The organism is Frigoribacterium salinisoli (assembly GCF_054781095.1).
The window spans coordinates 342,789-354,348 of sequence record NZ_BAAGVB010000004.1; the positions used below are offsets into that span (position 1 = coordinate 342,789).

The 11,560-nt window shown below is 73.6% G+C and carries 11 protein-coding genes; 10 read left to right on the plus strand and 1 reads right to left on the minus strand.

All coding sequences use genetic code 11. From position 1 onward, the window contains the following. Nucleotides 1-26: 26 nt before the first annotated feature. The 5 genes from ilvC to serA all read left to right on the plus strand — a co-directional run bounded on the left by ilvC (nt 27) and on the right by serA (nt 4,940). Nucleotides 27-1,052 (plus strand): ketol-acid reductoisomerase, encoded by a 1,026-nt coding sequence (ilvC, locus tag ACYVHQ_RS11550; RefSeq protein WP_460513154.1) that lies wholly within the window; start codon nt 27-29, stop codon nt 1,050-1,052. 123 nt (nt 1,053-1,175) lie between these two features. Then, entirely contained in the window at nt 1,176-2,333 is a 1,158-nt protein-coding gene (locus ACYVHQ_RS11555; protein WP_460513193.1) for a mannitol-1-phosphate 5-dehydrogenase, read from the plus strand. After that, nucleotides 2,330-2,818: a hypothetical protein gene (locus ACYVHQ_RS11560; RefSeq protein ID WP_460513156.1), complete on the plus strand. Its 489-nt coding sequence runs from the start codon at nt 2,330-2,332 to the stop codon at nt 2,816-2,818. The genes ACYVHQ_RS11555 and ACYVHQ_RS11560 overlap by 4 nt, the downstream gene beginning before the upstream one ends. Continuing rightward, on the plus strand, nt 2,815-3,237 hold the full coding sequence (locus ACYVHQ_RS11565; protein WP_460513157.1) for a hypothetical protein: 423 nt from the start codon (nt 2,815-2,817) through the stop codon (nt 3,235-3,237). Before ACYVHQ_RS11560 ends, ACYVHQ_RS11565 begins: the two co-directional genes overlap by 4 nt. A gap of 113 nt (nt 3,238-3,350) precedes the next feature. Then, nucleotides 3,351-4,940 carry a phosphoglycerate dehydrogenase gene (gene serA, locus ACYVHQ_RS11570; protein ID WP_460513159.1) on the plus strand — a complete coding sequence of 530 codons (1,590 nt, stop codon included), beginning with the start codon at nt 3,351-3,353 and terminating at the stop codon, nt 4,938-4,940. Between the two features lie 116 nt (nt 4,941-5,056). Here the strand turns inward: serA and ACYVHQ_RS11575 are convergent, their stop codons facing one another. After that, the gene (locus tag ACYVHQ_RS11575; RefSeq protein ID WP_460513162.1) at nt 5,057-5,626 is read right to left on the minus strand and encodes a TetR family transcriptional regulator; all 570 of its coding nucleotides are present in this window, start codon (nt 5,624-5,626) and stop codon (nt 5,057-5,059) included. Between the two features lie 82 nt (nt 5,627-5,708). On the opposite strand from ACYVHQ_RS11575, the gene ACYVHQ_RS11580 reads away from it, so the two are divergent. The 5 genes from ACYVHQ_RS11580 to ACYVHQ_RS11600 all read left to right on the plus strand — a co-directional run bounded on the left by ACYVHQ_RS11580 (nt 5,709) and on the right by ACYVHQ_RS11600 (nt 11,405). Beyond that, nucleotides 5,709-7,259, plus strand: coding sequence for an MFS transporter (locus ACYVHQ_RS11580; RefSeq protein WP_460513164.1), 1,551 nt, complete (start codon nt 5,709-5,711; stop codon nt 7,257-7,259). Between the two features lie 124 nt (nt 7,260-7,383). After that, entirely contained in the window at nt 7,384-8,451 is a 1,068-nt protein-coding gene (locus ACYVHQ_RS11585; protein ID WP_460513166.1) for a 3-isopropylmalate dehydrogenase, read from the plus strand. 32 nt (nt 8,452-8,483) lie between these two features. Continuing rightward, nucleotides 8,484-9,608: a branched-chain amino acid aminotransferase gene (locus ACYVHQ_RS11590; protein WP_460513167.1), complete on the plus strand. Its 1,125-nt coding sequence runs from the start codon at nt 8,484-8,486 to the stop codon at nt 9,606-9,608. A 9-nt stretch (nt 9,609-9,617) separates the two neighbouring features. Beyond that, nucleotides 9,618-10,388 (plus strand): fumarylacetoacetate hydrolase family protein, encoded by a 771-nt coding sequence (locus ACYVHQ_RS11595; RefSeq protein WP_460513168.1) that lies wholly within the window; start codon nt 9,618-9,620, stop codon nt 10,386-10,388. 3 nt (nt 10,389-10,391) lie between these two features. Next, nucleotides 10,392-11,405: a YeiH family protein gene (locus ACYVHQ_RS11600; protein WP_460513170.1), complete on the plus strand. Its 1,014-nt coding sequence runs from the start codon at nt 10,392-10,394 to the stop codon at nt 11,403-11,405. Nucleotides 11,406-11,560: the final 155 nt, after the last annotated feature.

Consider the following 11,560-nt stretch of genomic DNA (forward strand, 5'->3'; position numbering starts at 1 on the left):
GTCCACCACCGACACGAAGGACCCCCGTGACTGACATCGTCCACGACAACGACGCCGACCTCTCGATCATCCAGGGCAAGAAGGTGGCCGTCATCGGCTACGGCTCGCAGGGGCACGCCCACGCGCTCAACCTCCGCGACTCCGGCGTCGAGGTCGTCGTCGGTCTCCAGGAGGGCTCGAAGAGCCGTGCCAAGGCCGAGGACGCCGGCTTCACGGTGCACACCCCCGCCGAGGCCACGAGCTGGGCCGACGTCATCGTGATCCTCGCGCCGGACCAGGTCCAGCGCCACCTCTACGCCGACGACGTCGAGCCGAACCTGGCCCCGGGCAAGGCCCTCGTCTTCGGCCACGGCTTCAACATCCGCTTCGGCTACATCACGGCCCCCGAGGGCGTCGACGTGCTCCTCGTCGCGCCGAAGGGCCCGGGCCACACGGTCCGTCGCGAGTACGAGGCCGGGCGCGGCGTGCCGGTCATCGTCGCGGTCGAGGTCGACGCCTCGGGCTCGGCCTGGGACCTCGCCTGGTCGTACTCGAAGGGCATCGGCGGCCTCCGTGCCGGCGGCATCCGCACGACCTTCACCGAAGAGACCGAGACCGACCTGTTCGGCGAGCAGGCCGTGCTCTGCGGCGGCACCTCGCAGCTCATCCAGTACGGCTTCGAGACTCTCACCGAGGCGGGCTACCAGCCCGAGATCGCCTACTTCGAGGTGCTGCACGAGCTCAAGCTCATCGTCGACCTCATCTGGGAGGGCGGCCTCGCCAAGCAGCGCTGGTCGATCTCCGACACGGCCGAGTACGGCGACTACGTCTCGGGCCCGCGCGTCATCGACCCGTCGGTGAAGGAGAACATGAAGGCCGTGCTCGCCGACATCCAGTCGGGCGCCTTCGCGAAGCGCTTCATCGAGGACCAGGACGCCGGCGCGCCCGAGTTCAAGGCACTCCGCGCGCAGGGCGAGGAGCACCCCATCGAGGCCACGGGTCAGAAGCTCCGCGCGCTCTTCGCCTGGAAGCAGACCGACGAGGACTACGTCGACGGTTCCGCCGCGCGCTGACCGACGCCCACCCGCCACGACGGCCCCCGACCTCCTGGTCGGGGGCCGTCGTCGTCCCCGCCGCGGCGAGGGCCGGCCTCGAGCGCACGGACCGGGGCGTGCGTGCCGGAGGCGCGTGGCATGATGGCAGGCATGGCGTTCAGCAAGAAGGCGGTGCACTTCGGTGCCGGCAACATCGGTCGTGGTTTCGTGGCGCAGTTCCTCCACGCGAGCGGGTACGAGGTCGTGTTCGCCGACGTCGCCGACGAGCTCATCGGGCTCCTGCGGTCGACGCCGTCGTTCGAGGTGCACGAGGTCGGCGAGGGCGCGCGCACGCACGTCGTCGACGGCTACCGGGCGATCAACAGCCGCACCGACGAGGCCGCCCTGATCGACGAGATCGCGACCGCCGACATCGTGACCACCGCGGTCGGGGCGCGCATCCTGCCCTTCGTGGCCCCCGTCATCGCGGCGGGCCTGCAGCGTCGCGCGGCCGACGCCGCCCCGCTGGCCGTGATCGCGTGCGAGAACGCGATCAACGCCACCGACGCGCTGGCCGAGGCCGTGCGCGCGACCGACCCGGCCGACAACGCGGTGTTCGCGAACTGCGCGATCGACCGCATCGTCCCCGAGCAGACCGCCGCGGGCCTCGACGTCACCATCGAGTCCTTCTGGGAGTGGGTCGTCGAGCGGGCGCCGTTCGGCGACGACCGCCCCGAGATCGAGGGCGTCACGTGGGTCGACGACCTCGAGCCCTTCATCGAGCGCAAGCTCTTCACCGTCAACACGGCGCACGCCGCCGCCGCGTACCACGGCTTCTCGCGCGGGCTCACGAGCATCCGCGAGGCCCTCGCCGACGACGAGGTGCACGCCGAGGTGCGGGCCGTCCTCGCCGAGACGAAGGAGCTCCTCGTCGCGAAGCACGAGCTCGACCCCGACGAGCAGCAGTCGTACATCGAGAAGAACCTCGTGCGCATCGCCAACCCGCACCTCCCCGACACGACCGAGCGCGTGGGCCGGGCGCCGCTGCGCAAGCTGAGCCGGCACGAGCGCTTCGTCGGGCCCGCCGCGCAGCTCGCCGATCGGGGCCTCGGCGCCGAGGGCCTCGTCCGTGCCGTGCGCGCCGCGCTCGACTTCGACGTGGCCGACGACGTCGAGAGCGTCGAGCTCCAGGCGCTGCTGCGCCAGGGCCTGCCCGACGGCGAGCTCGTCACGACGCTGACCGGCATCGACGAGGGCCACCCGCTCTTCGCGCCGCTGCGCGAGGCGGTCGCGTCGAAGCTGTCGACCCTGTCGTCGTGACCCCCGGCTCCTCGCGACCGGGGGAGCAGCTCCCGGGCGACGACGCCGCTGCCGAGCGGCACGCGGTGCGCGACGTGCCGGCGTCCGACCTCGTCGACGACGAGGCGCTCTCCTGGGGTGACGAGCGCGACGCCAGCCACGTCTCCGCCCGCGAGGCCGAGCGGGCCCCGACCGGGGCTCCTGACGAGCCCCAGGTCATGGGCTCCGGCGCCCTCGTCGCCCACGGCGTGCTCGGCGGGGCGTCCCTGCTGGCCTCCGTGGGGTGGCTCGTGTCGGCGTGGCGCTTCGCCTACGTGTTCGCGGACCCGGCCATGACGCTGCTCTGGCGGCTGGGGGTGGGCCTCGCCGTCCTGGCACCGGTCCTCTGGTTCACGGCGAGCATCGTGCTCGTGCCCGCGGCACGCGTGCGGCGCCGCCTGGTGGTCATGGCCGTGGGCGTCCTCGTCGTCGCGCCGTGGCCCTTCGTGGTCGGGGCGTTCGCATGAGCGCAGGAGGCACGACCGGCTCCGACGTCACGGGCACCGGGGCGGGGGCGACCGCCGCGCACGACGGGCACCGGGCCTCCGGCCGTCGCCGCTGGCCCGTCGTCGTGCTCGCGGCTCTCTTCGCGCTGCCGTTCGCCTACGACGTCGTCGAGGCCGTGAGCAACCTCGTCTCGGTGCCGCGCGACAGCCGGTACGCGAACAACGACTTCTTCCGCGAGAACGGCCTGGACGGGCTCGTGGCCGAGCCGCCGTGGGTCGTGCTCGCGCTCGGCGTGCTGCTGCCCGTGGTCGCCTACGTGCTGGCGCTCGTCGTCAGTCGGCGCCGCTCGCTCGGCGTCGTGGCCCTCGCCCTGGTGACCGCCCTCGCGGCGGCGGCGGCGCTGAACCTCACGATCACGGCGTACGTCACGAGCATCTGACCCGGTCCGTCACACGGCGGGGGAGCCCTCGGGCACGCCCCTAGACTGACCCCGAGCCGCGCCCACGGCGCGCCGCGGCTGTCCCTGCTCCCTCTCAGAAGGACGACGACCCCTTGGCCAAGCCCGTTGTGCTGATCGCAGAAGAACTGTCCCCCGCCACCGTCGAGGCCCTGGGGCCCGACTTCGACGTCCGATCGGTCGACGGCACCGACCGGCCCGCGCTGCTCGCAGCGCTGGCCGACGCCTCGGCGGTGCTCGTGCGCTCCGCGACGCAGGTCGACGCCGAGGCCATCGCGGCCGCGCCGCAGCTCCAGGTGGTCGCCCGGGCGGGGGTGGGCCTCGACAACGTCGACATCAAGGCGGCGACGACCGCCGGGGTCATGGTCGTGAACGCGCCGACGTCGAACATCATCTCGGCGGCCGAGCTCACGGTCGCGCACATCCTGAGCCTCGCCCGACACGTGCCGGCGGCGCACGCGGCCCTCGCGCAGGGGCAGTGGAAGCGCTCGAAGTACACGGGCGTCGAGCTCTTCGAGAAGACCGTCGGCATCGTCGGCCTGGGCCGCATCGGTGCGCTCATCACGGCGCGCCTGCAGGCCTTCGGCGTGCGCGTCGTCGCCTTCGACCCCTACGTGACGCCCGCGCGGGCGCAGCAGCTCGGGGTGACCCTGCTCGGCCTCGACGAGCTGCTCGCCGAGAGCGACTTCGTCACCATCCACATGCCGAAGACGCCCGAGACGACCGGCATGATCGGCCTCGAGCAGCTCCGGGCCATGAAGCCCACGGCGTTCGTCGTGAACGTGGCGCGCGGCGGCCTCATCGACGAGGGCGCCCTCTACGAGGCGCTCACGACGGGCGAGATCGCCGGTGCCGGCCTCGACGTGTTCTCGTCCGAGCCGCCGGTCGACCAGGCCCTGCTCGGCCTCGAGAACGTCGTGGTCACGCCGCACCTGGGCGCGTCGACGCACGAGGCGCAAGAGAAGGCCGGCGTGTCCGTGGCCCGCTCGGTGCGCCTCGCCCTCGGCGGAGAGCTGGTGCCCGACGCGGTGAACGTCGCGGGCGGCGTGATCGACCCCTACGTCCGCCCGGGCATCCCCCTGCTCGAGAAGCTCGGCCAGGTCTTCGCCGGGCTCGCCGACAGCCCCCTGACGAGCGTCGACGTCGAGGTGCGCGGCGAGCTGGTCGAGCACGACGTGTCGAGCCTCGAGCTCGCGGCCCTCAAGGGCATCTTCACGAACATCGTGAGCGAGTCGGTCAGCTACGTGAACGCGCCCCTGCTCGCCGAGCAGCGCGGCGTCACGGTGCGGCTGCTCACCGACCCGACGAGCGAGGAGTACCGCAACGTCCTCACGATCCGCGGTTCGCTCGCCGACGGCAAGCAGATCTCGGTGTCGGGCACGTTGACCGGCACGAAGCAGGTCGAGAAGATCGTCGAGATCAACGGCTACGACGTGGAGGTCCCGATCTCGGCGCACCACGTCGTCATGATCTACACGGACCGCCCCGGGATCGTCGCGGTCTACGGCAGCCGTTTCGGCGAGGCCGGCATCAACATCGCCGCCATGCAGATCGCCCGTCGCAGCGTCGGCGGCCAGGCGCTCAGCGTGCTCACGATCGACAGCCCGGCACCCGAGGCGCTGCTCGACGAGGTGCGGGCGGCGATCGACGCCGAGGTGCTGCGCGAGATCGACGTCACGCTCTAGCCGTCACCGCGCGACCGCGTCAGAGCACGACGCCACGACGCCACGACAGCACGACGCCGCGACAGCACGACGGCCGCCCCCGGCACCGGGGGCGGCCGTCGTCGCGTGGGGGAGGGTCAGTCGCGCCGTTCCGTGGCGACCAGTCGGTCGACGACGGCGACGAGGTCGTCGATCGTGGCGACCGAGCGGGGGTCGCCCGGCCCCTGTGGGGCGAACGCGCCGGGCGTGAACCAGAGGCCGTCGGCCACGAGGGTCACGAGCCGTGCGACGGCGGGGTCGCCGACCACCTCGAGCACGACCTCGTACCAGCGGGCCTGCGTGCCGGCCAGGGCCTCGACGGCCTCGGGGTGCCTGCCGCTCGCCGCGAGGTGGGCGACCGCGGAGACCACGCGCTCGAACGACTCGTCGGGGGCCGCGCCGGGGGCGGAGGTGCGCAGGTGGTACGCGACGGGGCCCTCCGGGGCCGCGCGCATGGCGGCGACGTCGTCGTCGGCGACCTCGCGCATCCTGCCCAGGAGGCCCTCGACGAGCGCGTCGCGGGAGGGGAAGTGGTACAGCAGGCCGCCCTTCGAGACGCCGGCGCGCTCGGCGACGGCCTCGAGGGTGGCGGATCGGTCTCCGTCGTCGACGACGGCGTCGACGAACGCGTCGAGCATCTTCTCGCGGGCCGAGGGTCGGGGGCTCATGGTGTTACTGTACCTCGTGGTGTACCGTCCAGCTGGTACAGCAACGCCGCGCGGTCGCCCGCGCCCGTCCGGAGGTCCTCGCATGTCCCGCCCCGTCCCCTCGCCCTCGCCCCGCCCGACGCAGGTCGGTGCCCCTGCCCGCGCCGGCGGCCGCGAGTGGGCCGCGCTCGTCGTCCTCATGCTCCCCGTCCTGCTGGTGAGCATCGACAACACCGTCCTCAGCTTCGCGCTGCCGGCGATCTCGACGGCCCTGCAGCCGTCGGCCGCGGCCCAGCTCTGGGTCGTCGACGCGTACTCGCTCGTGCTCGCCGGGCTGCTGGTGGCCATGGGCTCGCTCGGCGACCGCTTCGGCCGGCGGCGCCTCCTGCTCGTCGGGGCCAGCGGCTTCGCGGCGGTCTCGGCCCTCGCCGCTTTCGCGCCCACCGCCGAGGCGCTCATCGCCGCACGCGTGGCGCTGGGCGTGTTCGGCGCCATGATCATGCCCGCGACGCTCTCCCTGCTGCGCTCGACCTTCGTCGACCGCGACCAGCGCCGTCTGGCGATCGCCATCTGGGCGAGCGGCTTCGCGGGCGGCAGCGCCCTCGGCCCCGTCGTCGGCGGGATCCTGCTCGAGCACTTCGCCTGGGGCAGCGTGTTCCTCATCGCGGTGCCCATGCTCCTGCCGCTCCTCGTCGCCGCGCCGCTGCTGCTGCGCGAGAGCAAGGACCCGTCGCCCGGTCCCGCCGACCCCGTCTCGGTGCTCCTCTCGCTCGCGGCCATGGCCCCCGTGGTGGCGGCGATCAAGCTCGTGGCCACGGGGGAGTCGCCCCTGGTCGCCGCCCTGCTCGCGGCCGTCGGCGTCGCCTCGGGCTGGGCCTTCGTGCGGCGGCAGCTCCGTCGGGAGCGTCCGCTCCTCGACGTGCGCCTGTTCACGAACGCCGTCTTCAGCGGGTCGGTCGTCGTGAACCTCCTGGCCGTGACGGCGCTCGTGGGCTTCTTGTTCTTCACGACGCAGCACCTGCAGCTCGTCGTCCGGCTCAGCCCGCTCGACGCGGCCCTCGTGCTCGTGCCCGGACTCGTCGCGATGGTGGCGGCGGGCCTGGTGGTGGTGCCGGTCGTGCGCCGCGTGCGCCCGCGCACGGTCGTCGCGGCCGGGCTGTCGCTCTCGGCCGTGGGCTACGCGCTCGTGGCGACCTCGGGCGCCGGCGCGCCGGTGGCCGTGTTCGTCACGGCCTTCGCGCTGGTCGGGGCCGGCGTGGGCTCGGCCGAGACCATCTCGAACGACCTCATCATCGCGGCGGTGCCGCCGGCGAGGGCAGGAGCCGCGTCGGCCGTGTCCGAGACCGCGTACGAGATCGGCGCGGTCCTGGGCACGGCCCTGCTGGGCAGCATGGTGACGGCGGTCTACCGCGGCGCGCTCGTGCTGCCCGACGGGCTCTCGGCCGCCGACGCCGTCGTGGCCACCGACACGCTGGGCGGCGCGGTGTCGGTCGCCCGCTCGACCGGGGGCGACCTGGGCGACCGCGTGCTCGTCGCCGCGACGGAGGCCTTCGACTCCGGGCTCGTGCTCACGGCGGGCGTCGGTGCCGGCGTCGCGCTCGTCGCGGTGACCGTCGCCCTCACGGCCTTGCGGCGGGCCTCGAGCTCCGACTGACCCGGTCGTCCCGACGGGTCCGACCGTCCCGATCCGCCCGGGCGGGACCCCGCGCAGGAGGCCGTCCCGCGCCCGGCGGGCCGGTACTGTGGACGGGACCCGTCCCTCAGGCCCCTGGAGCACCATGTCGCGCACCGTCAGCATCGCCGCCGTCCCGGGCGACGGGATCGGGCCCGAGGTCGTGGCCGAGGCGCTCACGGTGCTGCGCGCCGCGGTCGGCGACGAGGCCACGGTCGACGTCACCGAGTACGACCTGGGCGCCGGGCGGTACCTCGCCACGGGCGACGTCCTCACCGACGCCGACCTCGAGGCGCTGCGCGGGCACGACGCGATCCTGCTGGGCGCGGTGGGCGGCGACCCGCGCGACCCGCGGCTCGCGGGCGGCATCGTCGAGCGCGGGCTCCTGCTGAAGCTGCGCTTCGCGTTCGACCACTACGTCAACCTGCGCCCGACGCGCCTCTGGCCCGGCGTCCCCTCGCCCCTCGCCGACCCCGGCGAGGTGGACTTCCTCGTCGTCCGAGAGGGCACCGAGGGCCCCTACGTCGGCAACGGGGGTGCCCTGCGCATGGGCACGCCGCACGAGATCGCGAACGAGGTCAGCGTCAACACGGCCTTCGGCGTCGAGCGGGTCGTCCGCGCGGCCTTCGCCGCGGCGCGGTCGCGGCGTGGCCGCCTCACGCTCGTGCACAAGACCAACGTGCTCGTGCACGCCGGGGGCCTCTGGCAGCGCACGGTCGACGCCGTCGCGGCCGAGCACCCCGACGTCGCCGTCGACTACCTGCACGTCGACGCGGCGACGATCCACCTCGTCACCGACCCGGCGCGCTTCGACGTGATCGTCACGGACAACCTCTTCGGCGACATCCTCACCGACCTCGCGGGTGCCATCAGCGGGGGCATCGGCCTCGCCGCCTCGGGCAACGTGAACCCCGACGGCACGTTCCCCAGCATGTTCGAGCCGGTGCACGGCTCGGCCCCCGACATCGCGGGGAGGCAGCTGGCCGACCCGACCGCGGCGATCCTCTCCGCGGCGATGCTGCTGGCGCACCTCGGGCTCGACGCCGCGGCCGGGCGCATCGAGCGCGCGGTCGCCGCGGACGTCGCCGACCGCGACCCCGCGGCGCCCCGCCGCAGCACGAGCGAGATCGGTCGCGACGTGACCGAGCGCGTGCGCGCGACCACCGCCTCCTGACCCCGACCCCCGAGCCCCACCCCGAGGACGACATGAGCACCGACACCAGCACCGACCCGGCCGCCGCGGGCTTCCCCCTGCAGTTCGGCCACACGCCCTCGGCGGCGGCCCGCGCGGCGGCCGAGCGCGAGGCGATCCTGGCCGACCCCGGCTTCGGCAAGCACTTCACCGACCACATGGTGTCGATCGACTGGAGCGTCGACGAGGGCTGGCACGACGCGAGCGTCCACCCCTACGGGCCCCTGCAGCTCGACCCCGCGGCCTCGGTGCTGCACTACGCCCAGGAGATCTTCGAGGGGCTCAAGGCCTACCGGCACGAGGACGGCTCGGTGTGGTCCTTCCGGCCCGACGCCAACGCCCGCCGCCTGCAGCGCTCGGCGCGACGCCTGTCCCTGCCCGAGCTGAGCACGGAGGACTTCGTCGAGAGCGTCCGCCGCCTCGTGCGCGCCGACCTCGGGTGGGTGCCGTCCGCCCCCGAGACGAGCCTGTACCTCCGACCCTTCATGATCGCGACCGAGGCGTTCCTCGGGGTCCGCGCCGCGCAGCGGGTGGCCTACCACCTCATCGCGAGCCCGGCGGGAGCGTACTTCCCGGGAGGCGTGGCCCCCGTGTCGATCTGGCTGACGACGAACTACGCCCGCGCGGGCAAGGGCGGCACGGGCGCCGCCAAGACGGGCGGCAACTACGCGTCGTCGCTGCTGCCCCAGGCCGAGGCGGCGGCGAACGGCTGCCAGCAGGTGCTGTTCCTCGACTCGTCCGAGAGCACGTACATCGAGGAGCTCGGCGGCATGAACGTCGTGCTCGTCAAGCGCGACGGCACGCTCGTCACCCCCGACAGCGACTCGATCCTCGAGGGGATCACGCGCGACTCGATCCTGCAGCTCGCCGAGGACCGCGGCCACCGCGTCGAGCGGCGCCGCGTGAGCCTCGACGAGTGGCGCGACGGCGTGGCGTCGGGCGACGTCACCGAGGTCTTCGCCTGCGGCACGGCCGCGGTGGTCGTGCCGATCGGCGAGCTCAAGGGCGAGGGCTTCTCGGTGGGCGACCCCTCCGCTCCCGGAGGCGAGCTGACGATGTCGCTGCGCGACGAGCTCACGGGCATCCAGTACGGCCGTCGCGACGACGCGCACGGTTGGATGACCCGTCTCGACGGGTAGGCTCGCAGGGTGAAGATCGCACGGTTCGCCACGCCAGGAGAAGACCCCCGCTACGGCATCGTCGACGAGCGCGAGCTCATCGTCCTCGCGGGCGACCCGATGTACTCGGGCTACGAGACCACCGGCGAGCGGGTCTCGCTGCGGTCGGCGAAGATCCTCGCCCCGGTGATCCCGCGCTCGAAGGTCGTGGGCGTCGGGCTCAACTACCAGGACCACGCCGACGAGCTGGGCCAGTCGGCCCCCGACGAGCCCGTGCTCTTCCTCAAGCCGAACACCACGGTGATCGGCTTCGGCGACTCGATCCAGCTGCCGCCCGAGGTGGGCCGCGTCGACTTCGAGGGCGAGCTCGCCATCGTGATCGGCACGATCGCCAAGCGCGTCAAGGCCGAGGACTACCAGGACGTCGTCTTCGGGTACACCGTCGCCAACGACGTCACCGCCCGCGACGTGCAGCAGCGCGACGGGCAGTGGACCCGCGCCAAGGGCTACGACACGTTCCTGCCGCTCGGCCCGTACATCGAGAACGAGCTCGACTGGACCGACATCACCATCGAGACGCGCGTCGACGGCGAGGTCAAGCAGCGCGAGTCGACGCTGCAGATGATCCACAAGATCCCGCAGCTCATCGAGCACGTCACCGAGGTCTTCACCCTGCTGCCCGGCGACGTGATCCTCACGGGGACGCCCGCCGGCATCGGCGAGTTCACCGCGGGGCAGACCGTCGAGGTCGCGATCGAGGGCATCGGCTCGCTCATCAACCCGGCGCGCGCCCGGATCTGACGGGTGTCCCCGGCCGGAGGCACGGGCACGGCCCGGCGCGTCGCCCCCGGCCTCGCGGTCGCGATCGCCGGCTGGCTCGCCGCCCTGGGGGTGCACGCCCTCCTGCCGGCGGTGCCGGTCCTCACGGCCTGCGTCGTCCTCGGGCTGTTGCTCGGACAGGTCGCACCGGTCCGGGCGAAGGTCGACGGCCCGTTCGCGCCGGGCCTGACCGTGGCGGCCAAGCGCCTGCTGCGCGTCGGCATCGTCCTGCTGGGCCTGCAGCTGAGCCTGGTCGACGTCGCGCGCCTGGGCTGGCCCACGGTGCTGGCCGTCGTCGGGGTGCTGGTGCTCACCTTCGGGGTGACGCTGCTGCTCGCACGGTGGGCCCGCCTGCCCGGTGACCAGCCGGTGCTGCTCGCCGCGGGCTTCTCGATCTGCGGTGCCTCGGCCATCGGGGCGATGAGCGCCGTCACCCGTGATCGGGGCCGCGACGCGGCCACGCCCGTCGCGCTCGTGACGCTCTTCGGCACGCTCGCCATCGCGGTGCTGCCCGTGCTCGGCCGCCTGGTCGGCCTCGACCCGACGCAGTTCGGCGCCTGGGTGGGGGCGAGCGTGCACGACGTCGGGCAGGTGGTCGCCACCGCCCAGACCGCCGGCGCCGCGGCCCTCGGCATCGCGGTGGTCGTCAAGCTCACCCGCGTCGTCATGCTCGCGCCCATGGTGGCGCTGGTCTCAGTCGCGTCCCGCCGCGGTGCCGCGACGGCAGGGGAGCGGCCCCCGGTGGTGCCGCTCTTCGTCGCCGGGTTCGTGCTGCTGGTGCTCGTGCGCACGGTCGTCCCGGTGCCGGAGGCCGTGGTCGCCTGGGTCGGGGCGGTCCAGGCCGCGCTCCTCGGCATCGCGCTCGTCGCCCTCGGCACGGGGATCCGCGTCGACCGCCTGGTCCGCACCGAGGGTCGTGCCCTCCTGGTGGGCCTGGCGTCGTGGGTGGTCGTCGCGGGCGTCTCGCTCGGCGTGGTCCTCGCGCTCCCGCTCGCGTGACCGGCCCGGGGTCGGTCGCGACACGCCCGGGATCCGGGTCGGGTTGGTGCCCTGGGTCGGGGTCTGTGTATTGTTTCTTCTCGTCACCCCAAAGGTGCGGCGGAGCGTAGCTCGGCTGGCCTCAAGTGGGACCGACTCCCAAGTCCTCGAGTTGC